The organism is Streptomyces luomodiensis, assembly GCF_031679605.1.
GTDB classification, from domain to species: domain Bacteria; phylum Actinomycetota; class Actinomycetes; order Streptomycetales; family Streptomycetaceae; genus Streptomyces; species Streptomyces luomodiensis.
Map to the genome: position 1 here is coordinate 6,829,924 of NZ_CP117522.1, position 24,900 is coordinate 6,854,823.

Here is a 24,900-nt window from a genome sequence, read left to right on the forward strand (position 1 = left end):
GCGGGTGGTGCCGGGGACGCCGGGGCCCGAAAAGCCGGTGCAGCCGGGGCGGGGCCCTGTGCGATGCTCGTCGACGTGCACACCACGTCTGTCAGCCCGGTGTTCGTCGGCCGCGCCGAGGAGTTGGCCACCCTCAGGGACGCGCTCGCCCGCGCCACCGCGGGCGAGCCCCAGGTGCTGCTGGTGGGCGGGGAGGCGGGGGTCGGCAAGACCCGGCTCGTCGACGAGTTCCTGGCCTCGGCCGTGGCCGAAGGGGCCGTCGCGGCGGTCGGCGGCTGCGTGGAAATCGGCGCCGACGGGCTGCCGTTCGCGCCCGTGTCCACCGTGCTGCGCTCACTGCGCCGTACGCTCGGCCCCGAGCTGGACGGGGCCGCCGCCGGGCAGGAGGGCGAACTGGCGCGGCTGCTCCCCGAGTTGGGCGAGACCGCCCGCGCGTCCCACGACGGGGACGGCCGGGCCCGGCTGTTCGAGCTCACCGTCCGGCTGCTGGAGCGGCTGGCCGCGGAGCGCACCCTCGTCGTCGCCATCGAGGATCTGCACTGGGCCGACCGCTCCACCCGCGAACTCCTCGGCTATCTCTTCCGCTCGCTGCTCAGCGCCCGGCTGCTGGTCGTGGCCACCTACCGCTCCGACGACATCCACCGCCGCCATCCGCTGCGCCCCTTCCTCGCCGAGGTGGACCGGATGCGCGAGGTGCGGCGCATCGAGCTCCGCCGCTTCACCCGGGGCGAGGTGCACGCCCAGCTAGCCGGGATCAACGGGGCCGAGCCCGAGCGCGACCTGGTCGACCGGATCTTCGAGCGCAGCGACGGCAACGCCTTCTTCGTCGAGGAGATCGCCCGCTCCCTCAACGAGGGCTGCGGCACCGGGCTCAGCGAATCGCTGCGCGATCTGCTGCTGGTGCGGGTCGAGGCGCTGCCCGAGGAGGCCCAGCGGGTGGTGCGGATCCTCGCCGAGGGCGGCTCCTCCGTGGAGTACGCACTGCTGCGCGCGGTCGCCCGGCTCGGCGAGGACGAGCTGATCGACGCCCTGCGCTCGGCCGTGGGCGCCAACATCCTGCGCCCCACGGCCGATGACAGCGGCTACCGCTTCCGGCACTCGCTGGTGCGCGAGGCCGTGGTGGACGATCTGCTGCCCGGTGAGCGCTTCCGGATCAATCGCCGCTTCGCCGAGGCCCTGGAGGCCGAGCCCGTGCTGGTGCGGGCCGACGAGCGGGCCGCCCGGCTGGCCAGTTACTGGTACCACGCGCGGGACCCCGCCAAGGCCCTCCCCGCCGTGCTCAGGGCGTCCGTCGAGGCACGGCGGCGGTACGCCCACGCGGAGCAGCTGCGGCTGCTGGAGCGGGCCATGGAGCTGTGGGAGGACGCCCCCGAGGAGATACGGGAGGCGCAGCGCCCCCTGGACCACGCGGAGGCGTACCCCGCCTGCGGCTGTGCGGACCAGGCGCTGCGCCGGCTCGATCTGCTGGCCGAGGTGGTGGTGGCCGCGCGGCTGTCCGGGCAGCGGGAGCGGGCGCTGGCCGTCAGCAAGCGGGCGCTGCGGGCCCTGCACAGAAGCGGTGACGACCCGCTGCGGGCCGCCTGGTTCTGGACCCAGCGATCCGGGCTGATGACGGGCCTGGCGCGGGGCGACGGCTGGGCGGAGCTGAGCCGCGCCCAGGAGCTGGTGCGGGGACTGCCGCCGTCCCCCGTGCACGCCGAGGTCATGGCGCAGGTGGCGGGCTGGACGATGACCCACCGGCCCGGCCCGGAGGGACTGGCCGCCGCCGAACGGGCGGTGGAACTGGCCCGGATGGTGGGCGCCGAGAGCACGGAGCTGAACGCCCGGCTGACGCTGGCCTACTTCACCGCGGACTCCGGCGACCCCGACCACGGACTGGCCGAGATGCGCGAGGTGTGCGCCCAGGCCGTGGCGCTCGGCGACATCAGCGTCCTGGGCCGGTGCTACGTCAATCTGGCCTCGGCGCTGGAGGGGGTCGGCCGGTCGGCCGAGGCGGTGGAGACCGCCGAGGAGGGCGCCCTGATCCTGGACCGCGTCGGTCTGGTGGACTCCCGGTCCTGGGTGTACGGGAATCTGGCCGAGTCACTGTTCGCCCTGGGCCGCTGGGACGAGGCGGAGGCGGCGGCCCTGAAGACCCGGCGGCTGGCCCTCGGCACCAAGCCGCGCGGCACCGCCGCCAGCCGGCTCGCCCAGCTCGCACTGGCCCGCGGCGAATGGGACACGGCGGAGCGCGAGCTGGCCGCCGCCCGCGAGCACTACGGCGCCCACAACACCGAACCGCAGTACACCCTCCAGGTCGCGGGGCACACCATCGAACTCGCGGCGGCGCGCGGCCGGATCCTGGATGTACGGGCCGTGCTGGACCAGGTCGTGGAGGCCGGCTTCCCGCCCGGGACGCAGCGCTACGCCTGGCCGCTGCTGTACGCGGCCACCGCCGCCGAGTCGGCCGCCCGCGGACTGCCCACCGCGGAGCCGGGCCGGGGCGAGGTGCTGGCCCGCATCCGCGCCGCCGCGAAGCGGGTGTCGCAGCCGGTGCCGGTATGGCGCGCCTACGCGGCGATGCTCCAGGCCGAACTGGAGCGCGCCGAGGGACGGGACCGGCCCGACCTCTGGGCCGAGGCCACGGATGCCTTCGCGGCGCTGGACTGCCCGTATCCGCTGGCCCGCGCCCGCCACCGCTGGGCGGAGGCGCTGCTCGCCCCGGGCCGGGGCGCCACGGCCACGGCCCAGGCCGATCGCGAACACGCCGCCGAACTGCTCGCCCAGGCGCATGCCGTGACCGAGCGGCTGGGCGCCCGCCCGCTGCGCGAGGAGATCGAGCTGCTGGCCCGGCGCGCCCGGCTGCCCCTGGCCTCCGCCGCGAGCCGCGCCGCGCTCGACGCGCCCACGGCAGGCACCCCCGCGCTGCCCTCGGCCCTGGGCTCCGCGGCGGGCTCCCCGGCCCCCGCCGCCGAACCCGCCGATCCGGCCGAGCAGCTGGGGCTGACGCCCCGGGAGCGGGACGTGCTGCGGCTGGTCGCCGCGGGGCGCAGCAATCGCCAGATCGCCGAGAAGCTGTTCATCTCCCCCAAGACGGCGAGCGTGCACGTCTCCAACATCCTGGCCAAACTGGGCGTCTCGGGCCGGGGCGAGGCGGCGGCCGTGGCCCACCGGCTACGGCTGGTCGACGGCCTGACCGACGGCGCGACGGCACGCTGACCGCTCACCCGAGGACGGACAGGCCGCCCGGGACGGACGGGCCGCCTGGGACGGACGGGTCGCGCTAGGTAGGTGCGCGCGCTGTGCGAGCGCCGGCAGCTCCTCGGGTCAGCCGCCTTCGCGGGGCCGGATCACCACCCGGCCGGAGTCGAGGTCTATGGGGCCCTTCCCCGGGTCGTTGCTGCCCGTCTCGTCCAGCGTGAACTCCAGCCGGTTGCGCTCTTCCTCGGTGTGCTTGCGGCTGGGCGCGAACAGTTCCTCGATGAGGTTGAACATGACGACCCCCGTAGGCGTGCGACTGCCGCCAGTGTAGGCAGACTCTTCACAGAACGGGCACGCCGCGACATGTCCGGCGAACTCGGCGCCACGATTGGCCGGTTCGCTCGCCCTTCGGCCTCCTCAGCGGACCTCCAGCCGCAGGATGCGGTCGTCTTGCCCACCCGGCTTCCCACGTCCGTCGGTGTTGCTCGTCGTCAGCCACAGCCCCCCGTCGTCCGCCGCCACCACGCTGCGCAGCCGCCCGTACTTCCCGTCCAGGAACGACTGCGGCTTCGCCGCCGGCTTGTCGCCCTTCAGCGGGATGCGCCACAGCCGCTCACCGCGCAGCCCCGCCATCCAGATCGAGCCCTCGGCGAAGGCGATTCCGCTCGGCGACGCGTCCTTGGGCTTCCACTGCTCGACCGGGTCGACGAAGCTCTTCTCACCGGCCTTGCCCTCGGCCTTCGGCCAGCCGTAGTTCTTGCCCGGTTCGATCAGATTGAGCTCGTCCCAGGTGTCCTGGCCGAACTCGGAGGCCCACAGCCGCTTGTCCTCGTCCCAGGCCAGGCCCTGCACATTGCGGTGCCCCCAGGAGTAGACGGCCGACTCGGCGTCCGGATTGCGGGGCGCGGGCTCGCCGTCCGGGGTCATCCGCAGGATCTTGCCGCCCAAGGAGTCCGTGTCCTGGGCGAGCCCGCGGTCACCGCTCTCTCCCGTGCCCGCGTAGAGCATCTTGTCCGGGCCGAAGGCGATCCGGCCGCCGTTGTGGATCGTGCCCTTGGGGATGCCCTTGAAGACCGTGTCCGGGGCGCCCAGCTGATCGCCCGCGGGACGCCTGTCGTCGTACATCATCCGGGCGATGCGGTTGTCCGAATCGGTGGTGAAGTACGCGTAGATCATATGGTCCGCGCCGAAGTCGGAGGAGACCGCCAGCCCCAGCAGCCCGCCCTCACCGGCGGCGGAGACCCCCGGGACGGAGCCCACCTCGGTCTTCTTGCCCGTGTCCGCCGAGACCTTGAAGATCTTCCCGGTGTCACGCGAGGAGACCAGCAGATCCCCGCCGGGCAGCGCCGCGAGCCCCCAGGGGGAGTCGAGCTTCGTGGTGAGGGTGCGCACCACCTTCACCGAGCCCTTCGCGGGCGCCGCGGACTCCGTCGGCGAGGGCGTGCCCGCGTCGGACCTTTCGCTTCCCGACTTCGCGGGTGTGGAGGTCCGGCCGACCGGTCTGGTGATGCTGTCGCCGTCGGACGAGCAGCCGGCCACGAGCAAGACGGCGGCAGCGGCGAGAACAGAGGTGACGCGAGGACGTCGCACGGTCGGATTCCTCTCCATGAACACGTGTGCCGCGGCACGGCACTGATTCTTATACACCGCTGCCCCGCACCGGGTTCCCGTCCCCGGACCGAGCCCGGACCGGCCACCTTCCCCGCCCCCGGCCCCCAGCGCCACGATCCGCTCCACGGCCCCGGCCTCCCGGCCCCTCGGCCCCAGCCCCTCAGCCCCGGCCCCGCGGCCTCAGTCCCACGACCCCAGTGCCGTCGGCAGTTCCGCGATCTCCGCGAGGTCCTCGTGCGACAGCAGCACATCGGCCGCCGCGCAGTTCTCCGCCGCCCACCGCGCCCGCTTCGTCCCCGGCACCGGCACCACATGCGGCCCCTGCGCCAGCAGCCAGGCCAAGGCCACCTGCGCCGGGGTCACCGTGTCCCCGTGCCGCTGGGCGACCCGCCGCAGACCGGCCACGATCGGCTGGTTCGCGGCCATCATCTCCGCCGTGAACCGCGGATGCCGGGCCCGCATGTCGTCCGGTTCGAAGCCCTGCCCGGGGGTCAGCGTCCCGCTCAGGAAGCCGTTGCCGAGCGGCATCGCCGCCAGGAAGCCGACCCCGCGCGAGGCGCACCACGGCACCAGCGCCTCCAGCGCCTCGGGCGACCACACCGACAGCTCCGCCTGCACACAGCTGACCGGGAAGACCTGTTGGACCCGCTCCAGCTGGCGCACCGTGGCGTCGTGCATCCCGGCGCCCGCCCGCCGCTGCGCCCGTGCCCCCACGGCGCACAGTCCCAGCGCCCGCACCTTCCCGGCCGCGACCAGCTCCGCCATCGCGCCCCAGGTCTCCTCTATCGGCACCTCCGGGTCGGCCCGGTGGAGCTGGTAGAGGTCGATCACATCGGTCTGGAGCCGGCGCAGCGAGGCGTCGCAGGCCCGTTTCACATAGCCGGGCCGCCCGTTGGCCACGATGTGCTGCTCACCCACCAGCAGTCCGCATTTGGTGGATACGAAGGCGTCCGCCCGTCGCTCCTTGAGCACCCGCCCCACCAGCAGCTCATTGGTGAAGGGGCCGTACATGTCGGCGGTGTCCAGCAGGCTCGCGCCCGAGTCGAGCGCGGCGTGCACGGCGCGCTCCGAGTGCTCGCCGCTGCGCTGCGAAGCGGTGTACGCCCAGCTCATCGGCATGCATCCAAGGCCGATCGCACCCACTTCGAGCGCCGCCGCTCCGAGTCTCCTGCGCTCCACCTGGCCTGACCCCTCCCGTTCCCTCGGACCCCAAACTAACCTCTGCCAACGCTGGGTGATCGCATAGCCTCCTGGCATGAGTGCAGACCACAGCGATACGCTCCGGCGCCAGGACGCGACGCACGGTTCGTCCGAGGCGCGTGACCTGGTGTGGCTGCCGATCCCGCCCGAGGAGATCGACGGCCTGCCCGACACCCTCGAATACGCCCACTGGGACGGCGGTCCCGACTTCCCCACCGACCCGGCGCGCTGCGCGTTCTACTGCGTCCCCTACATGAAGAAGCCGGAGGTGTGCACCCGCCCGCTGGCCGCCATGACCAACCTGCGGGTGGTGCAGACCCTCACCGCCGGAATAGACCACATCAAGCCCGCGCTGGCGGATCTCGCGCCCGGGGTGCGGCTGTGCAACGCGCGCGGGGTGCACGACGCGAGCACCGCCGAGCTCGCCCTCACCCTCATCCTGGCCTCGCTGCGCGGCATCCCCGACTTCGTCCGGAACCAGGACGCCGGGGAGTGGCGCTCCGGCTTCCGTCCCGCGCTCGCCGACAAGTCGGTACTGATCGTCGGCTACGGGGCCATCGGCAGCGCCATCGAGGACCGGCTTGTGCCATTTGAGTGCGAGCGGGTGGCGCGCGTCGCGCGCTCCCCGCGCACGACCGAGCGCGGCCCGGTGCATCCGATCGACGAACTGCCCCGACTGCTTCCGGAAGCCGATGTGGTGGTGCTGGTCACACCGCTCACCGAGGCCACCCGCGGTCTGGCCGGGGCGGACTTCCTGTCCCGGATGAAGGACGGGGCACTGCTGGTGAACGTCGCGCGTGGCGCGGTGGTGGACACCAAGGCCCTGCTCAGCGAGGTGGAGTCGGGTCGGCTGCGGGCCGCGCTCGATGTGACCGACCCCGAACCACTGCCCGCCGGGCATCCGCTGTGGCACGCTCCAGGAGTGCTCATCACCCCGCATGTGGGCGGCCCCTCGTCGGCGTTCCTCCCGCGTGCCAAGCGGCTCTTGCGGGACCAGCTGAACCGCTTCGCGCGCGGTGAGTCGCTGGAACATCTCGTCGCCACCACGGGGTAGACATGCCTCTGGCACCACATACAGGCACCGATTGACTTCACTCCGTATATACAACGGCGTAGTCGGTTACGGTGCGTAGATGGCCTATGTCCCTGAGTGACCAGTCTGGTGTATCGTCCCGAGCGGGGGCTGCGCCACTGACCTGACGGCGTCAGCGATGGACCGGAACTCGAGGGGGGCGACGGGCGATGTGTGGCCGATGGACCGACAACCCGACGCAGCTCAGGCGTCAACCGCGACACTTCCGCGCAGCCGCGCGGATCTCCGACTCGATGAGGCCCTCGGGGATAGCGCTCCCGGGGTTCCCGAGGCGTCAGTGGTCCGCCACGCAGTGGATGGCAGTCCGGTGAGCGCCTCCGGAGCGGTGCTCGCCCGGTCGTCGGTCTCCGGCGGCGCGGGGCTGTTGCCGCAAGTGGTCCTCGTCCTGGCCTGCGGCGGCTACGCGGCGGGCGCGGCCCTGGGCTGGGGCTCGTCCCGGCTGGCCCTGTTCATGGGCGACTTCGGGCTGAGCGCCGTCGCGTTCGCCGCCGCGGCGTCCTGTCTGTGGCACGGCCGGCGGCATGCCGGGCGGCTGCGCCCGGCGTGGCTGCTGTTCGCGGTCTCCTCGGCCATGGCCGCGCTGGGGAACGCCGTATGGGGCTGGTACGAGGTGGTGCTCGGCCGCCCCGTGCCGACCCCCTCGGCCGCCGACTTCTGCTTCCTGCTCTTCGCCCCGCCCGCCATCGTCGGGATGCTGGTGCTCGCCAAGCGTCCGACGAGCCGGGCCCGGTGGATCTGTCTGTGCCTGGACGCCTGGCTGATCGCCGGATCGCTGGTCACGCTCTCCTGGAGCCTCGCCCTCGCCCACACCGGGCAGTTCGGCGGGGACGGCGCCTCCGTGGCCCGCCGGGCCCTGGCGCTCGCCTATCCGCTGCTGGACATCGTGCTCGTCAGCATGGTGATCGTGCTGCACTTCCGGCGCTCGTCGGCCAACCGCTCCGCGATCAACACCGCGATCGCCGCCTTCGCGCTCACCGTGCTGTGCGACGCGCTGTTCACCTCGCCGCTGCTGCGCGAGCACTACCGCTCCGGGCAGATACTCGACGCCGGGTGGTTCGCCGGGTCCGCGCTGCTGGCGTACGCCCCGTGGGTGGCCCGCCGCGAGGCCGCCCAGAACCCGCCGCCGGCGCGCCGCTCCGCCCAGCAGAGCGTCCCCATCGCCGGCTCGCTCGCCGCACTCGCGCCCTATCTCGCCGCCGCCGTCTGCACCCTGGGGGTCCTGTTCAACGTGATGGACGGCCGGCCGATCGACGGGGTGGTGCTCCTCACCGCCTGCGCGGTCGTGCTCGCGCTCGTCGTCCGGCAGGCGATCATGCTGATGGACAACATCCGGCTCACCCAGGAACTGGCCCAGAAGGAGAACCACTTCCGCTCCCTGGTGCAGAGCTCCAGCGATGTGATCATGATCGCCGCGCCCACCGGGATCCTGCGCTACGTCAGCCCGGCCGCCTCCGGGGTCTACGGCCGTGACGCGGACGAGCTGGAGGGCTCCGAGCTGGCCTCCCTCATCCACCCCGAGGACCTCGGATCGGTGGTGCACGAGGTGCGCCGGTTCCTGGCCGCCTCACCGGGCGAGGAGCCCACCACCCGCATCGAATGCCGCTTCCGCTCCGGCTCCGGCGACTGGCTCAACGTGGAGTCGACGATCAACCGCCACCACGGCGGGCTGATCTTCAACAGCCGCGATGTCACCGAGCGGGTCCGGCTCCAGGCCCAGTTGCAGCACAACGCCGAGCACGACCCGCTCACCGATCTGCCCAACCGCGCGCTGTTCACCCGGCGGGTCCGGCACGCGGTCGCCGGCCGCCGCCGTACGGACGCGGGCACCGCCGTGCTCTTCATCGACCTCGACGGCTTCAAGGCGGTCAACGACACCGTCGGCCACCACGCCGGTGACGAACTGCTGGTGCAGGCCGCCCGCCGGCTCCAGGAGTCCGTCCGGTCCGGGTCCGGCGACTGCGCGGCCCGGCTCGGGGGCGACGAGTTCGCCGCCCTCATCGTCGGCGACGGCGCGGGGGACGAGGGCGCGCGCGAGCGGCGCATCATGGAGATCGCCGACCGGCTGCGGGTCCGGCTCTCCCAGCCCTACCGGGTCGAGGGCGGCACCGAGGTCCGCGTGGCCGCCAGCATCGGCGTCGCCTTCGCCGAGCCCGGGACCAGCCCCGGCGCCCTGATGCGCAACGCCGATCTGGCGATGTACCGCGCCAAGGCCGCGGGCAAGAACCGCGTCGAGCTGTACGCGCCGCAGATGCAGGCCGAGGTGGCGCGCCGGGCCGAGGTCGCCACCAGACTGCGCGCCGCCCTGCACGACGGGGAGTTCGTCCTGCTGCACCAGCCCGTCGTCGAGCTGACCAGCGGCCGGATCACCGCGGTCGCGGCGCAGGCCCGCTGGCGCTCGGCCCAGGGCATCCTGTTCACCCCCGCCGAGTTCCTCCGGGTCGCCGACAACGGCCGTGGCGGCGGCGAGGACACGACCCGCACCGCCGAGCTGGCCCGCTGGATGCTGGAGGCGGCCGTGGAGCAGGCCGCCCAGCGGCGCCGCGACGGCCACCTCGTGCCGGTCTGCGTACGGCTCCCCGCGAGCCGGCTGGTGGACAAGTCGATGCCGCCCAAGGCCGTGGAGGCTCTGCTGACCCGCCATGGGCTGCCGTCCAGCGCGCTGATCCTGGAGCTGACCGACAGCGATCCACGCGTGCCGCTCGACGAGCTCGAGCACCGCCTCGGCGCGCTGCGCCGCCTGGGGGTGCGGATCGCCCTCGACGGCTTCGGCAGCGGCTATGCCGCGATCAGGGCGCTGCGCAGGCTCCCCATCGACGTACTGAAACTGGACCCCGGGCTGGTCGAGGGCGTGGTCGAGTCCTCACGGCTCCACAAGATCACCGCAGGGCTGCTGAGGATCGCCGGCGACCTCGGGATGCAGTCCATCGCCGAGGGGGTGGAGTTGCCCGAGCAGATCGTCACCCTGCGCGGTATGGGATGCACCCACGCCCAGGGGGCGGCCTTCAGCGGACCGCTCGATGAGCACCGGCTGCGCCGGGCGCTGCTGCGCGGCGGCTATCCGGTGCCGCGCTCGGAGCCCCCGCTGCTGGTCGGCGGCGGCGTCCTGCCGCTCCGGCACGGTGGCCACGGCGGACATGGTGGCCACGGGGGCTACGGCGGCTCCCATGGGCCGCGCCGTACGGAACCGCACACCCACCCGCCGACCCGCTCAAATACTGAGACGCCCGTCCCACCCACTTGACACCCGATATGCGCCGGGGGGAGGGTCGGAGCCATGCGCACCCGAATTCTCGTACTTGGACAGCGCGTCGGCTGAGCAGGGTTCCTTGAAACCCTGCGGACCCTCACCGGCGCGCTCCCCTCGCTTGCCTAACGGCACGAGGGGTTTTTTGTTGCACTGGCACTTGGTGCACCGTCCCGCACCGCCCTCTCCCTCCCGCACAGAACCTCATCTTCGAGAAGAGATTGCCGATGACCGAGCAGGCCTCCGGGTCCCATCATCCCCAGCCTCGGCCCCGTAGCGGCGGACCGCAGTCCGCCCCGGTCGAGCACGTCACGGGCGCTCAGTCCCTCATCCGCTCGCTCGAGGAAGTGGGTGCCGACACCGTCTTCGGTATCCCCGGCGGCACGATCCTCCCCGCCTACGACCCGATGATCGACTCCTCGAAGGTCCGGCACGTGCTCGTCCGCCATGAGCAGGGCGCGGGCCACGCCGCCACCGGCTACGCCCAGGCCACCGGCAAGGTCGGCGTCTGCATGGCGACCTCGGGCCCCGGAGCCACCAACCTGGTCACCCCCATCGCCGACGCCAACATGGACTCGGTCCCGATGGTCGCGATCACCGGCCAGGTGGCCTCCAAGGCCATCGGCACGGACGCCTTCCAGGAGGCGGACATCTGCGGCATCACCATGCCGATCACCAAGCACAACTTCCTGGTCACCAAGGCCGAGGACATCCCGCGCACGATCGCCGAGGCGTTCCACATCGCCTCCACCGGCCGCCCCGGCCCGGTCCTGGTCGACATCCCCAAGGACCTGCTGCAGGCGCAGACCACCTTCTCCTGGCCGCCGCAGACCGATCTGCCGGGCTACCGCCCGGTCACCAAGCCGCACGCCAAGCAGATCCGCGAGGCCGCCCGCCTGATCACCCAGGCCGAGCGCCCGGTGCTGTACGTCGGCGGCGGCGTGATCAAGGCCCAGGCCACCGCCGAGCTGAAGGTCCTGGCCGAGCTGACCGGCGCGCCGGTCACCACCACCCTGATGGCGCTGGGTGCCTTCCCCGACACCCACCACCTCCACCTGGGCATGCCGGGCATGCACGGCACCGTCGCCGCGGTCACCGCCCTCCAGAAGTCCGACCTGATCGTGGCGCTCGGCGCCCGCTTCGACGACCGCGTCACCGGCAAGCTCGACTCCTTCGCCCCGCACGCCAAGATCATCCACGCGGACATCGACCCGGCCGAGATCGGCAAGAACCGGGCCGCCGACGTGCCGATCGTCGGGGACGCCCGCGAGGTCCTCGCGGACCTGGTCGTCGCCGTCCAGGCCGAACACGACGCGGGCCGCACCGGTGACTACACCGGCTGGTGGGAGGACCTGAACCGGTGGCGGGAGACCTACCCGCTGGGCTTCGACCAGCCCGCCGACGGCAGCCTCTCCCCGCAGCAGGTCATCCAGCGGATCGGGCAGCTGGCGCCGGAGGACACGATCTTCACCGCGGGCGTCGGCCAGCACCAGATGTGGGCCGCCCACTTCATCGACTACGACACCCCCGCGACCTGGCTGAACTCCGGCGGCGCCGGCACCATGGGCTACGCCGTCCCGGCCGCCATGGGCGCCAAGGCGGGCGTCGGCGACCGTACGGTCTGGGCCATCGACGGTGACGGCTGCTTCCAGATGACCAACCAGGAGCTGGTCACCTGCGCGCTGAACAACATCCCGATCAAGGTCGCGATCATCAACAACGGCGCGCTGGGCATGGTCCGCCAGTGGCAGACCCTCTTCTACAACCAGCGCTACTCCAACACCGTGCTGCACTCGGGCCCCGACGCGGTCGGGCAGCCGAACGCGGGCACCCGCGTCCCCGACTTCGTGAAGCTCGCGGAGGCCATGGGCTGCGTCGGGCTGCGCTGCGAGGACCCGTCCGAGCTCGACGCCGTGATCGAGAAGGCCAACGCGATCAACGACCGCCCGGTGGTCGTGGACTTCATCGTCCACGAGGACGCCATGGTCTGGCCGATGGTCGCGGCCGGCACCTCCAACGACGAGATCCTGGCGGCGCGCGACACCCGCCCGGACTTCGGCGACGGCGAAGACGACTGAGGCCAGGACCGAGAGAGAAGAGAGACCGAGCCCATGTCCAAGCACACGCTCTCCGTCCTGGTGGAGAACACCCCCGGCATCCTCGCCCGGATCGCCGCCCTGTTCTCCCGCCGCGGTTTCAACATCGACTCGCTGGCCGTCGGCGTCACCGAGCACCCCGACATCTCCCGCATCACCATCGTGGTGAATGTCGAGGAGCTGCCGCTGGAGCAGGTCACCAAGCAGCTCAACAAGCTCGTCAACGTCCTGAAGATCGTCGAGCTGGAGGACGGCCAGGCGATCCAGCGGGAGCTGGTCCTGGCCAAGGTCCGCGCCGACAACGAGACCCGCTCCCAGATCGTCGAGATCGTCCAGCTGTTCCGCGCCAAGACCGTGGACGTCTCCCCGGAGGCCGTGACCATCGAGGCCACCGGCAGCAGCGACAAGCTCGAGGCCATGCTCAGGATGCTGGAACCGTACGGCATCAAGGAGCTGGTCCAGTCCGGCACCATCGCCATAGGGCGCGGTGCCCGCTCCATCACCGACCGGAGCCTGCGCGCGCTCGACCGGTCCGCCTGACCCTCCCGACCAGAGGGCGGTCCGGCGCGGGAGCCCGCGCCGGACCGTATGGCGAGACCCCGAAACCTTCACCCGCCCGCCCGTCATACGGTGGGACGCACAACCCACACACGAGGAGTTCCCGAAGTGGCCGAGCTGTTCTACGACGACGACGCCGACCTGTCCATCATCCAGGGCCGCAAGGTCGCCATCCTTGGCTACGGCAGCCAGGGGCACGCCCACGCGCTGTCGCTGCGCGACTCGGGCGTCGACGTCCGGGTCGGTCTGCACGAGGGCTCCAAGTCCAAGGCGAAGGCCGAGGAGCAGGGCCTGCGCGTGGTCACCCCGGCCGAGGCGTCCGCCGAGGCCGACGTGATCATGATCCTGGTCCCGGACCCGATCCAGGCCAAGGTCTACGAGGAGTCCGTGAAGGACAACCTGAAGGACGGCGACGCGCTGTTCTTCGGGCACGGCCTCAACATCCGTTTCGACTTCATCAAGCCCCCGGCCAACGTGGACGTCTGCATGGTCGCCCCCAAGGGGCCGGGCCACCTGGTGCGCCGCCAGTACGAGGAGGGCCGCGGCGTGCCGTGCATCGCGGCCGTCGAGCAGGACGCCAGCGGCAACGCCTTCCCGCTGGCCCTGTCGTACGCCAAGGGCATCGGCGGCACCCGCGCCGGCGTCATCAAGACCACCTTCACCGAGGAGACCGAGACCGACCTCTTCGGTGAGCAGGCGGTCCTGTGCGGCGGCACCGCGGCGCTGGTCAAGGCCGGGTTCGAGACCCTGGTCGAGGCCGGTTACCAGCCGGAGATCGCGTACTTCGAGTGCCTCCACGAGCTCAAGCTGATCGTGGACCTGATGTACGAGGGCGGCCTGGAGAAGATGCGCTGGTCGATCTCCGAGACCGCCGAGTGGGGCGACTACATCTCCGGTCCGCGGATCATCAACGACTCCACCAAGGCCGAGATGAAGAAGATCCTCGGTGAGATCCAGGACGGCACCTTCGCCAAGAACTGGATGGCGGAGTACAACGCCGGCCTGCCGAAGTACAACGAGCTGAAGAAGGCCGACGAGAACCACCTGCTGGAGACCACCGGCAAGGAGCTGCGCAAGCTCATGAGCTGGGTCGACGAGGAGGCGTAAGCGCGCCTGGCGGCGCGGCGGCCGCGCCCCGGGTGCGGTGGGGGTTCCACGAACCCCCACCGCACCCGGTTCGCGCTTTGTCCATCGCGCACCACCACGTGCGGGTGATCCCGCCGCATCGGCGCATGACGCAGGCCCGAACGCCACTACACTCATCAACAGCAAGCGCGTCAGGCTCACAGCGTCGTGCGTCTTCCACGCGGCTGACCCCTTCACCGCCAGCGGCCGTCGGGACGGCCGTCCGCTGAGGACTAGTGAGGACTGAAGACCACGTGAGCACTGCTTCCACTGGTAAACCCGTCGTACTCATCGCCGAAGAGCTCTCTCCGGCGACGGTCGATGCCCTGGGCCCGGATTTCGAGATCCGGAACTGCAACGGCGCGGACCGAGCCGAGCTGCTTCCCGCCATCGCCGATGTGGACGCGATCCTCGTCCGCAGCGCGACCAAGGTCGACGCCGAGGCCATCGCCGCGGCGAAGAAGCTGAAGGTGGTCGCTCGCGCGGGCGTCGGCCTGGACAATGTGGACGTTTCGGCCGCCACCAAGGCGGGTGTCATGGTCGTCAACGCGCCGACGTCCAACATCGTCACCGCCGCCGAGCTCGCCTGCGGTCTGCTGGTGGCCACGGCCCGTAACATCCCGCAGGCCAATGCCGCGCTGAAGAACGGCGAGTGGAAGCGCAGCAAGTACACCGGTGTGGAGCTGAGCGAGAAGACCCTCGGCGTCGTCGGCCTCGGCCGCATCGGCGTCCTGGTGGCTCAGCGGATGTCCGCGTTCGGCATGAAGGTCGTCGCGTACGACCCGTATGTGCAGCCCGCGCGGGCCGCGCAGATGGGCGTGAAGCTGCTCTCGCTGGACGAGCTGCTCCAGGTCTCCGACTTCATCACGGTCCACCTCCCCAAGACCCCCGAGACGGTCGGCCTGATCGGCGACGAGGCGCTGCACAAGGTCAAGCCGGAGGTCCGGATCGTCAACGCCGCGCGCGGCGGGATCGTGGACGAGCAGGCGCTGGCCGCCGCCCTCAAGGAGGGCCGGGTGGCCGGGGCCGGGCTGGACGTCTTCTCCAAGGAGCCGTGTACCGACTCCCCGCTGTTCGAGTTCGACAATGTGGTGGTCACCCCGCACCTGGGCGCCTCCACCGGTGAGGCCCAGGAGAAGGCGGGTATCGCGGTCGCCCGCTCGGTGCGGCTGGCGCTGGCCGGCGAGCTGGTCCCGGACGCGGTGAACGTCCAGGGCGGTGTCATCGCCGAGGACGTGCGCCCCGGGCTGCCGCTGGCCGAGAAGCTGGGGCGGATCTTCACCGCGCTCGCGGGCGAGGTCGCGGTCCGCCTCGACGTCGAGGTGTACGGCGAGATCACCCAGCACGACGTCAAGGTGCTGGAGCTGTCGGCGCTCAAGGGCGTCTTCGAGGACATCGTCGACGAGACCGTGTCGTATGTGAACGCCCCGCTGTTCGCGCAGGAGCGCGGTGTCGAGGTGCGGCTCACCACCAGCTCGGAGTCGACCGAGCACCGCAATGTGGTGACCGTGCGCGGCACCCTCGCGGACGGCGAGGAGGTCTCGATCTCCGGCACGCTGGCCGGCCCCAAGCACCAGCAGAAGATCGTCGCGGTCGGCGAGTACGACGTGGATCTGGCGCTCGCCGACCACATGGCCTTCCTCCGCTACACCGACCGCCCCGGTGTGGTCGGCACGCTCGGCCGCATCCTGGGCGAGGCGGGGATCAACATCGCGGGCATGCAGGTCTCGCGGGCGGTCGCGGGCGGTGCCGCGCTGGTGGCGCTCACCGTGGACGACACGATTCCGCAGCCCGTGCTCACCGAGATCGCCGAGGAGATCGGCGCCACCTCGGCCCGTTCGGTCAATCTGGTCTGAGATCCGGTCCGAGACTGGTCCGAGACCCGGTCTGATCCGGTCTGATCCGGTCTGAGACTGGTCCGAGCCGCGTAGGCAGTCACCCACCTGGGCCCGGCCCCCCGCTTCGGCGGGAGGCCGGGCCCAGGTCTTTGTATGCCGAGGCGACAGCCCTGCCGAGGGGGCTCGGAGACTATTTCATCGGGTGTTGAATAAAGCGCGCCGGCTCGCTACGCTCAGAGCTATATGGAGAAAATTTCTCCATATAGCTGTCCTATGCGCTGTCAGGAGAGCCCCGTGTCCGCAGACACCGACGCCGACTCCTCGGCTCCCATGCGCGCCGACGCGCGGCGCAACCGGGAGCAGATCCTGCGCGCCGCCCGCGAGGTCTTCGCCGATCGGGGGCCGGACGCCCCGCTGGACGAGATAGCCCGGCGCGCCGGGGTCGGCATCGCCACCCTCTACCGCCGGTTTCCGCGCCGCGCCGATCTGCACCGAGGGGTCGCCGTCGAGGTCCTGACCGCGCTGGGCGAGGCCGCGCACCGAGCCGCCGCCGAGGAGCACGATCCTTACCTGGCGCTGCGCCGCTTCATGCACGCCGCCCTCGACCTCAAGATCGGCTCGGTGATGCCCTCGCTGCTGGGCCGTTTCACCGTCGACGACATCCTCGACGGCGTCCCGGGCGACGCCGTCGACCCGGTCGAGGCGCTGCTCGTCCGCGCCCAGGCCCAGGGGCGGATCCGGCTCGATGTGGTCTTGGGCGACATCACGCTGATGATCGTCCGGCTGTCGCGGCCGCTGCCCGGTGGCGGCCGGTTCTCCGCCGACGACGCCCTCGCCCACCGCCAGCTGGACGTCTACATCGACGGCCTGCGCCCCACCGGCTCCCCACGGCCCACCACTGAGCTCGGCGGCCCGGCCGTCGACGCCGTGGCGTTCAAGCGCTTCCGGGAGCAAATGATCGGCGAGGCGTACGACGCCCAGGCCGACGACGACTGACCTCCCTCTCCGCCCGCCTTCGGGAAGACCCAGAAAGGCATCGCCATGTCCCAGTCCCAGCCCTCAGACGTGCCGCCCGGGGCGAACCCCCGGCGCTGGCTCGCGCTCGTCGTCATCGGCCTGGCCCAGCTGATGATCGTCCTCGACATCACCATCGTGAACATCGCCCTGCCGTCGGCCCAGAAGGACCTCGGCATCTCCGACGGCGACCGGCAGTGGGTCATCACCGCCTACACCCTGGCGTTCGGCAGTCTGCTGCTGCTCGGCGGCCGGATCGCGGACTACACCGGCCGCAGGCGCACCTTCCTCATCGGCCTGGCGGGCTTCGCCGGGGCCTCCGCGCTCGGCGGCACCGCCCCCGGCTTCGAGGTGCTGCTCTCGGCCCGCGCCCTCCAGGGCGCGTTCGCCGCGCTGCTCGCCCCCTCGGCGCTGTCGCTGCTCGCGGTGAGTTTCACCGAGGCTCGTGAGCGCGCCAAGGCGTTCGGCATCTTCGGCACGATCGCGGCGGGCGGCGGTGCGATCGGGCTGGTCGTCGGCGGACTGCTGACCGAGTACCTCGACTGGCGCTGGTGCCTGTACGTCAATGTGCCGATCGCCGTCGTCGCCGCGCTCGGCTGGTCCGTGCTGCCCGGCGACGCCCGTGCCGAGGGCCGGGCCCGCTTCGACATCCCCGGCGTGCTGCTGGCGGTGTGCGGGCTGGTGGCGGTGGTCTACGGATGCAGCGAGGCCGAGTCCGAGGGCTGGGGCTCCCGGCTGGTGACCGGGCTGCTCATCCTGGGCGCGGTCCTGCTCTTCGCCTTCGTCATGGTGGAGCGGAGCGTGGCGCGGCCGCTGCTGCCGCCGCGCGTGATCGGGGACCGCACCCGCGGCAGCGCCTATCTGGCGGTCGGCCTCTCGGTGGTCGGCATGTTCGCGATGTTCCTCTTCCTCACGTACTACATGCAGCTCGTCAAGGGGTACTCGGCGCTGCTCACCGGGGTGGCGTTCCTGCCGATGACCGGGGCGGTGCTGGTCGGCGCGGGCGGAGTCGCCTCGCGCCTCATCCCCAAGGTGCCGCCGCGCCTGCTGGTGGTGCCCGGTCTGCTGCTCACGGCCACCGGTGTCGCCCTGCTGGTGCCCCTGGACGTCGACAGCTCGTACGCGGCGGGGGTGCTGCCCGCCGAGCTCCTGGTCGGCTTCGGCATGGGCCTGGTGATGGCGCCCTCCATGAACTACGCGACCCACGGGGTGGGGGAGGGGGACGCGGGCGTCGCCTCCGCCACCGTCAACACCGCGCAGCAGATCGGCGGATCGATCGGTACGGCGATGCTCAACACCATCGCCACCAGCGCGACCTCCGACTACATGGCCTCCCACGCCGGACTGCCGACACCGCAGACCGCCAAGGCGGGTCTGGTCGAAGGCTTCTCGGACGCCTTCGTCGTCTCGTCCTCGATCCTCGTGGGCGCCGCGGTGGTCGTGGCGCTGCTGATGAACACTCCGCGCCCGGTACGGAAGCCGGGCGCGGACAGCGCCACCCCGGTCCCCGCGCACCTGGGCTGACGGCCGCGGCCCGCGTTCCGGCGGCCCTCCACTCCATGGCCGGAGCGGAGGGCCGCCGCGGCGGCCGGCCTCCGTGCCCTCCGGTCCCGGTCAATGAGGGAAGCCGCTCGACCACTTGTGAGCGGGAGCGCGTCTCTCAGCCCGCAAGCTCGTACGCGTAGTCCGGTGAGAACGTGCCCGCCGCGCCCGCGCAGCCGTCCAGTTCGCCGGGCGGTTTGATCCACAGGTAGGCGTCGATGGCGGGGTCGCCGGTGTTGGCCGTCGGGTTCTCGCCGACCTTGCGGCCGTGGGGATCGCACCAGGTGTTGTCGGAGGCGGGGCCGTTGCCGTTGCGGCTGGTGTCGATGACGGCGGTGAGCCCCGAGGAGGTGCCGAGCTGGGTGAGCACGCTCTTGGCGAAGGCCACCTCGTCCGTCGTGCGGCGGAAGTTGGAGACATTGCTGTAGATGCCGTCGCCGCTGGTCAGCACCCCGGCCGAGCGGAGTCGTGACGCCTGGACGGCGGCGCTGTTCCAGGCGGAGTGGCCGGCGTCGAAGTAGACCCGGGCGTTGGGGTTCGCGCTGTGGATGGCGGTGGCGGCGCGGGCCAGCGAGGCGTAGCGGCCGCTCAGCTCGGAGGACGACAGACAGCTGATGAGCGCTATCGAGTCGGGCTCGAGGATGACGACGACGGGCCCGCCGCCCAGCCCGGCGGCGAAGCCGCGCACCCATGCGTCATAGCTCGCGAGGTCGGGGGCGCCGCCCGCGGAGGCCCCGCCGCAGTCGCGGTTGGGGATCTGATACGTCACCAGGACGGGGGTCTCGCCCTTGGCGGAGGCGGCGGAGGTGACCTCACGGACGTCCTCGGTGACGGTGGCGGGGGCGTACCGGGAGAACCACACCGCCTGGGGCTGACTGGCGATCCGCGAGGCGATGCGCGGCTGCCGGGAGTCACCCGGATTGGCCGCGACCCACTTGTTGACCTGCGATTCGGGGTCGTTGAAGAAGCGTGTGCCGCCCGGCAGTTCGCCCGCGACGGCCTGTGGTGTGTGGGCCGCGCCGATCAGGAAGGCGGCGGCGAGCCCGGCCGCCGCTAACGCTCTGGTGATGCGCACGGTGCGTCACTCCTCTCGCGTGGGGCTGCTCAGTCCATTGGCCGCCGTCCCTGGCCGCCGTCCTCTGGTTGCCGCCGGGTGGGAGATGGTTGCCGCCGTTCGACGGAAATTCGACGCGCGCGGCCCCGGTGCGCCGTACCGGGGCGAGGTCGCCGTACCGGGGCGAGGTCGCCGTGCGGCGTCCGGGTGTCTGCGGTGGCCATGCGGCGTCCGGGCGCGTGCGGTCGCCATGCGGGGTACCGACGCGTGACGCCGCCGTGCGGCGCATCGAGTCCGTGTGGCTACCGTGCGCCGTATGGACGCGTGGAGCCATCGTGTGCCGTACCGAGTGCGCGCGGCCACTCTGGTTCGTACGGACGCGTGCGGACACGACGCGGTGCACCGCGCGGGTACGGCAGCCACGCGGCGTACCGACGCGTGCGGCTACCGAGCGCGTGAGGTCGCCATGCGGCGTACCGCGTACCGTCCGGCTGCCACCACCGGAGGGGTCCCACCGCCTGGCGGGGCCCCTCCGACGTTCCACGGCTCAGCGGCCCGGCACCGTCTCCGGCGCCGCCGTGTGCGTCGCCCCGCCGTGGCCCACCGTCCCCGCGCGGTCGGCCGTCCCGCCGGCGCCCGTTGAGGCTGCATCATCGGCCGCCTCGTCGGCCGTGGGCCCGGTCGTCGGCCCCACCCCGCGCAGCGTCATCAGGGCCAGGACGGCGGCGGCGACCAAGACCATCGCCCCGGCCGCACACGCGAGCCCCATCCCGTGGGTGAACGCCTCGCGGGCCGCGTCCAGTAGCTCTGTCCCGGCTTGCCCCTTCAGCCGGCCGGCCACCGCGATGGCGGCACCCAGGGTCTCGCGCACCTGGTCCAGCGCGTCAGCGGGCAGTGAGCCGGTGCCGGTCGCCGAGTCCTGGACGTCGCTCCGGTAGACGGCGGTGCCGACGCTGCCGAGTACCGCCATGCCCATCGCCCCGCCGAACTCCTGGCCCGTCTCCAGCAGTGCGGCCGCCGAGCCGGCCCGCTTCGGCGGGACGGTGCCGATGGCCATGTCGGTGACCAGCGACATCACCATGACGATGCCGCTGGCCAGGACGGCGGCGCCGATCAGTACGGTCCACAGCGCGTCCGTACCGGCCAGGGCCAGGATTCCGTAGCCGATGGCCCCGGTCAGGAAACCGGCGCCGATCACATGGGCCCGGTTCGCCCCGCGCTGGACCAGCGTGGCCGCCGCCGGTCCGGCGATGCCGACGCAGACCGACGGGGCCAGGCTCCACAGCGCCGCCTCCAGCGGGCCCTTGCCGAGCACCGACTGGAGGTACTGGGTGGTGAAGTAGGCCGAGCCCATCATGGCGAAGGTGGCCAGCGCGTTGAGCGCGATCGACGGGCCGAAACCGCGGTGGTGGAACAGCTCCGGGCTGATCATCGCATCGCGCCGGGTGAGCTGACGCCGTACGAAGACGGCGCCGATGGCGAGTCCGGCCACGATGGCCAGTACCGGGATCGGGCCGGCGCCGTTGTCGGCGGCCGTCTTCTTCAGGCCGTAGATCACCGGAAGCACGGCGGCCATCGACAGCGGCACGCTCGCCAGATCGAACGCCCCGGGCTTCGGGTCCTTGAACTCCGGCACCAGGAGCGGCACCAGGACCAGCAGCAGCACCATCGCCGGGACATTGATCAGGAAGACCGAGCCCCACCAGAAGTGCTCGATCATCACCCCGCTCAGCACCGAGCCCAGCGCGACACCGCCCGCCATGGCCGACGACCAGATCGCGATCGCCTTGGCCCGCTGCTTCTCGTCGAGGAAGAGATTGCGGACCAGCGCCATCGTCGAGGGCATCAGCGTCGCGCCGCCGATCCCGAGCACCGCCCGTGCCGCGATGAGCATTTCCGCGCTCGGCGCGTATGCCGCCGCGACGGACGCGGCGCCGAAGGCGGCGGCCCCGGACATCAGCAGCTTCCGCCGTCCGAAGCGGTCGCCCAGCGCGCCCATGGTGATGAGCAGCCCGGCGAGGGCGAAGGCGTAGATGTCGAAGATCCACAGCTGCTGGGTGGCGCTGGGGTGCAGCTCCCGGCTGATGGCCGGCACCGCGAAGTACAGCACCGACACATCCATGGAGACCAGGAGGAGCGGAAGCATCAGGACCACGAAGGCGGTCCATTCCTTGCGCCCGGCGCGGCGGCCGGTGGCGGTCGAGGGCGGGGTCGAGGTCGTCATGGCGGCGAATATACGGGCGTCTTAAACATCCGTCTAGTACGGCTGTGTAAAACAGGCGTCTTGGACGCTCGTATGGGGCCGGGATACCCTGGCGCCATGGGACATCGAGAGGATCTGCTGGCCGGGGCCAAGCGCTGTTTGCAGGAGAAGGGCTGGTCCCGTACGACGGCGCGGGACATCGTGGCCGCCTCGGGCGCCAACCTGGCCTCCATCGGCTACCACTACGGCTCCAAGGACGCCCTGATGCGGGAGGCGCTCTTCGCGACCATGAGCGACTGGGCCGATGACGTCCAGCGGTCCCTCGAGGCGGAGGCCACGACCGGCGAGGGCTCGGACACCGGGCTGCGGGATCGGTTCGAGACCGGGTGGACCCGGGTGCTCGAGCTGTTCGACAAGCACCAGGCGGTGTGGCGCTCCCAGTTGGAGGCCACCTTGCAGGTCCGGCACGACCCCGAGCTGCGCGAGGCCTTCGGCCGGGTCCAGCCGGCGGGGCGCCAGGGACTCGTGGCACTCCTCCACGGCATCGACGAGGGCGAGGTCGACGAGGAGACCTCACGGGTCATGGGCGCGTTCTACATGACGCTGGTGAGCGGGATGGTCGTCCAGATGGCCATCGACCCCGACCTCACGCCCAGCGCCCAGGACCTGGTCGAGGCGATGCGGCGGATCGTCGGCGACGCCCCCGCGGCCCCCGCAGCCCCCGCGCCCCCCGTCGGCTGACCTCACGTCTCAGCGCCGCTGACCTCGGGCCTCAGCGCCACGGCGGCCCGAGGCGGGCGGCTTTGAGGGTCATGTGGAGCAGCAGCCGGTCCTCGCCCGCGTCGAGGTCGAGGCCGGTGAGCTGCCGCACCCGGGAGAGGCGGTAGTACAGCGTCTGCCGGTGGATGCCCAGCCGCTGGGCGGTGCGTCCGGCCTGGCCCGCACAGTCGAGGAAGGTCTCGGCGGTGCGGGCGAGTTCGGCGTGGGCGGGCTCCAGCAGGGGGCGTACGGCGGCGTCGGGGCGCAGCGCGGGCAGGGTGGCCAGCAGGCGGTACGGGCCGATGGCGGACCACTCCGCGACCGGGCCCAGACGGGCATCGGCGTGCGCCGCCCGCGCGGCGGCCAGGGCCTCCTGCCAGGCGGTGGGCAGTTCCTCCAGTCCGCGCCGGGGAGCGCTGACCCCCGCGGCCGCCTTCGGGGGCGGTCCGTCCGGGGCGCTGCCGGCGGTGGTGGCCCGGGGGGAGCGCAGCAGTTGCTCGGCCGTCGCGCGGGCCGGGTCCAGGGCGGTGGCCGTGCGCAGCCGGATCAGCGCCGCCAGCCCCGCCCCGGCCGCCGTGCTCCCGGGCAGCACGCACGCGGCCACGATGCCCGGCAGATGGGGGAGGCCGGGATGGTCGGCGTCCTCACCGGTCCCCGGCGTCCAGGGCACCACCGCGACCAGCGCCAGTGGCCCGTCGGCCGCCCCGCGCAGCGCGGCCCCCAGTCCGGCGCGGGCGGCGTCCCGGCCGGCCGGCGGCCCGGTCAGCACCTCGCGCAGCAGCTCGCCGAGTTCCTCCCCGGCCCGTGCCTCGGCCGCCAGCAGCGCTCCGATGCGGGCCGTGGTCTCCATCGCGCGGGCCAGCCGGGGGTCCGGCGCGCCGCCGGGGCCGCCCAGCTCCAGATCGGCCAGATGGCCGTCGTCCAGCAGCCAGACGTAGCCGTGTACCACCCCGCGGTGCCGGACGGGCAGGCAGATACGGCCCATGAAGACCCCGGCCGCCGGGTCGGGCGGAATCCGCAGCGGCGCCTGCGCCCGTGCGATCCCGAACGCCTCGAACCAGGCCCGCACCGCCGCTGTCGAGCGGCGCTGGAGGATCGAGCGGGTGCGGACCGGGTCCAGCGCCGGCTCCTCCGTGTCGTCACTGTCGTCGCTGTCCTGGGCGCCGAAGGCGATCAGCGCGAAGTCGCGGTTCTCCAGGGTCGCGGGCGCCCGGAGCACCGTCGTGATCTCGTCCACCAGCTGCTGGTAGTCGTCGCGCATGTGTCCCGCCTTTTCCCGGATTCGCCCCTCACATTCTCATACAGATGTCTGAGATCTCGGCCACGGATGCGTGACAGCTGTCGATGGCCCGGGATCCGAGCGATCCTTAAGTTTCACGGTGAGTTGTCGATGCCGTTCGTCGGCCGTCATCGTGGAGGTGCCCCGTGCTGGGTCCCGTACTGCTCGCCGCTTCGCGCAGTGCCGCCATCCGCCGTGCCGTCTCGGCCGCGCCGGTCACCCGCCCGATGGTGGACCGCTTCGTCGCCGGGGAGCGGCTGGCCGAGTCCCTCGCGGCCGTACGGTCGCTGACCTCCCGCGGCCTGGAGGTCACCCTGGACCATCTGGGCGAGGACGTGACCGACCGGGCCGAGGCGCTGCGCAGCCGGGACGCCTATCTGGCGCTGACCGAGGCGCTGGCCGCCGAGGGGCTCGCCGGGCGCGCGGAGATGTCCGTGAAGCTCTCCGCCTTCGGACAGGCGCTGCCCGGGGGGCACGATCTGGCGCTGTCCCATGTCACCCCGGTGGTGGAGGCCGCCGCCGCGGCGGGCACGACGGTCACCCTCGACATGGAGGACCACACCACCGTGGACTCCACCCTCGCCGTCCTCGGCGAGCTGCGCACCCGGTTCCCGCAGACCGGCGCGGTCCTCCAGTCCTATCTGTTCCGGACCGAGGACGACTGCCGGGCGCTGGCGGGGGAAGGTTCCCGGGTGCGGCTGGTGAAGGGCGCGTACGACGAGCCGGCGGGCGTCGCCTACCAGGACAAGCGCGATGTGGACCGTTCGTATGTGCGCTGTCTGAAGATCCTGATGTCCGGTGAGGGCTATCCGATGATCGGCTCGCACGATCCGCGCATGGTCGCCATCGCCCAGGATCTGGCGCACCGGCTCGGGCGCAAGCCCGATGAGTACGAATTCCAGATGCTGTACGGGATCCGCGTGGCCGAGCAGGAGCGGCTGGTGGCGGAAGGTCACCGTATGCGGGTTTATGTTCCGTATGGCACAGACTGGTATGGGTACTTCATGCGCCGTCTCGCCGAGCGCCCCGCCAACCTCACGTTCTTCCTGCGCTCGCTGGTCGGCCGTCGCTGACCCCGGGCCGCCGCCGACCCCCGAGGCGCCC

The 24,900-nt window shown here is 72.1% G+C and carries 17 protein-coding genes; 11 read left to right on the forward strand and 6 right to left on the reverse strand.

Going from position 1 to position 24,900, the window contains the following annotated elements; translation table 11 throughout:
* The first annotated feature begins 63 nt into the window (after positions 1-63).
* Complete coding sequence (locus PS467_RS28895; protein ID WP_311037685.1) at positions 64-3,198, forward strand: helix-turn-helix transcriptional regulator; 3,135 nt, start codon at positions 64-66, stop codon at positions 3,196-3,198.
* Between the two features lie 108 nt (positions 3,199-3,306).
* On the opposite strand, the gene PS467_RS28900 is transcribed toward PS467_RS28895, so the two are convergent.
* The 3 genes from PS467_RS28900 to PS467_RS28910 all read right to left on the reverse strand — a co-directional run bounded on the left by PS467_RS28900 (position 3,307) and on the right by PS467_RS28910 (position 5,970).
* Positions 3,307-3,474 (reverse strand): DUF6191 domain-containing protein, encoded by a 168-nt coding sequence (locus PS467_RS28900; protein ID WP_268974591.1) that lies wholly within the window; start codon positions 3,472-3,474, stop codon positions 3,307-3,309.
* A 123-nt stretch (positions 3,475-3,597) separates the two neighbouring features.
* Positions 3,598-4,770 carry a PQQ-dependent sugar dehydrogenase gene (locus PS467_RS28905; protein ID WP_311037686.1) on the reverse strand — a complete coding sequence of 391 codons (1,173 nt, stop codon included), beginning with the start codon at positions 4,768-4,770 and terminating at the stop codon, positions 3,598-3,600.
* Positions 4,771-4,971: 201 nt separating this feature from the next.
* Positions 4,972-5,970, reverse strand: coding sequence for an aldo/keto reductase (locus PS467_RS28910; RefSeq protein ID WP_311037687.1), 999 nt, complete (start codon positions 5,968-5,970; stop codon positions 4,972-4,974).
* A gap of 76 nt (positions 5,971-6,046) precedes the next feature.
* On the opposite strand from PS467_RS28910, the gene PS467_RS28915 reads away from it, so the two are divergent.
* The 8 genes from PS467_RS28915 (at position 6,047) to PS467_RS28950 (ending at position 18,483) form a co-directional block, all read left to right on the forward strand.
* The gene (locus PS467_RS28915) at positions 6,047-7,045 is read left to right on the forward strand and encodes a 2-hydroxyacid dehydrogenase (protein ID WP_311037688.1); all 999 of its coding nucleotides are present in this window, start codon (positions 6,047-6,049) and stop codon (positions 7,043-7,045) included.
* A 346-nt stretch (positions 7,046-7,391) separates the two neighbouring features.
* The gene (locus PS467_RS28920; RefSeq protein ID WP_311037689.1) at positions 7,392-10,325 is read left to right on the forward strand and encodes a putative bifunctional diguanylate cyclase/phosphodiesterase; all 2,934 of its coding nucleotides are present in this window, start codon (positions 7,392-7,394) and stop codon (positions 10,323-10,325) included.
* Between the two features lie 230 nt (positions 10,326-10,555).
* The gene (locus tag PS467_RS28925) at positions 10,556-12,406 is read left to right on the forward strand and encodes an acetolactate synthase large subunit (protein WP_268974596.1); all 1,851 of its coding nucleotides are present in this window, start codon (positions 10,556-10,558) and stop codon (positions 12,404-12,406) included.
* A gap of 33 nt (positions 12,407-12,439) precedes the next feature.
* Positions 12,440-12,964, forward strand: coding sequence for an acetolactate synthase small subunit (ilvN, locus tag PS467_RS28930; protein WP_030823522.1), 525 nt, complete (start codon positions 12,440-12,442; stop codon positions 12,962-12,964).
* A 126-nt stretch (positions 12,965-13,090) separates the two neighbouring features.
* Positions 13,091-14,089 carry a ketol-acid reductoisomerase gene (gene ilvC, locus PS467_RS28935; protein ID WP_268974597.1) on the forward strand — a complete coding sequence of 333 codons (999 nt, stop codon included), beginning with the start codon at positions 13,091-13,093 and terminating at the stop codon, positions 14,087-14,089.
* 272 nt (positions 14,090-14,361) lie between these two features.
* Positions 14,362-15,963: a phosphoglycerate dehydrogenase gene (serA, locus tag PS467_RS28940; protein WP_268974598.1), complete on the forward strand. Its 1,602-nt coding sequence runs from the start codon at positions 14,362-14,364 to the stop codon at positions 15,961-15,963.
* A 276-nt stretch (positions 15,964-16,239) separates the two neighbouring features.
* Entirely contained in the window at positions 16,240-16,941 is a 702-nt protein-coding gene (locus PS467_RS28945) for a TetR/AcrR family transcriptional regulator (protein WP_311037690.1), read from the forward strand.
* Positions 16,942-16,986: 45 nt separating this feature from the next.
* Positions 16,987-18,483 carry an MFS transporter gene (locus PS467_RS28950; protein ID WP_311037691.1) on the forward strand — a complete coding sequence of 499 codons (1,497 nt, stop codon included), beginning with the start codon at positions 16,987-16,989 and terminating at the stop codon, positions 18,481-18,483.
* 136 nt (positions 18,484-18,619) lie between these two features.
* Here the strand turns inward: PS467_RS28950 and PS467_RS28955 are convergent, their stop codons facing one another.
* The gene (locus PS467_RS28955) at positions 18,620-19,576 is read right to left on the reverse strand and encodes a glycoside hydrolase family 6 protein (protein ID WP_311037692.1); all 957 of its coding nucleotides are present in this window, start codon (positions 19,574-19,576) and stop codon (positions 18,620-18,622) included.
* Between the two features lie 526 nt (positions 19,577-20,102).
* The gene (locus PS467_RS28960) at positions 20,103-21,779 is read right to left on the reverse strand and encodes an MFS transporter (RefSeq protein ID WP_311037693.1); all 1,677 of its coding nucleotides are present in this window, start codon (positions 21,777-21,779) and stop codon (positions 20,103-20,105) included.
* Positions 21,780-21,875: 96 nt separating this feature from the next.
* Here PS467_RS28960 and PS467_RS28965 point away from each other — a divergent pair, with 96 nt between their 5' ends.
* Positions 21,876-22,499 carry a TetR/AcrR family transcriptional regulator gene (locus PS467_RS28965; RefSeq protein WP_311037694.1) on the forward strand — a complete coding sequence of 208 codons (624 nt, stop codon included), beginning with the start codon at positions 21,876-21,878 and terminating at the stop codon, positions 22,497-22,499.
* Between the two features lie 31 nt (positions 22,500-22,530).
* On the opposite strand, the gene PS467_RS28970 is transcribed toward PS467_RS28965, so the two are convergent.
* On the reverse strand, positions 22,531-23,778 hold the full coding sequence (locus tag PS467_RS28970) for a PucR family transcriptional regulator (RefSeq protein ID WP_311037695.1): 1,248 nt from the start codon (positions 23,776-23,778) through the stop codon (positions 22,531-22,533).
* 164 nt (positions 23,779-23,942) lie between these two features.
* Here PS467_RS28970 and PS467_RS28975 point away from each other — a divergent pair, with 164 nt between their 5' ends.
* Complete coding sequence (locus PS467_RS28975; RefSeq protein WP_311037696.1) at positions 23,943-24,869, forward strand: proline dehydrogenase family protein; 927 nt, start codon at positions 23,943-23,945, stop codon at positions 24,867-24,869.
* Positions 24,870-24,900 lie beyond the last annotated feature (31 nt).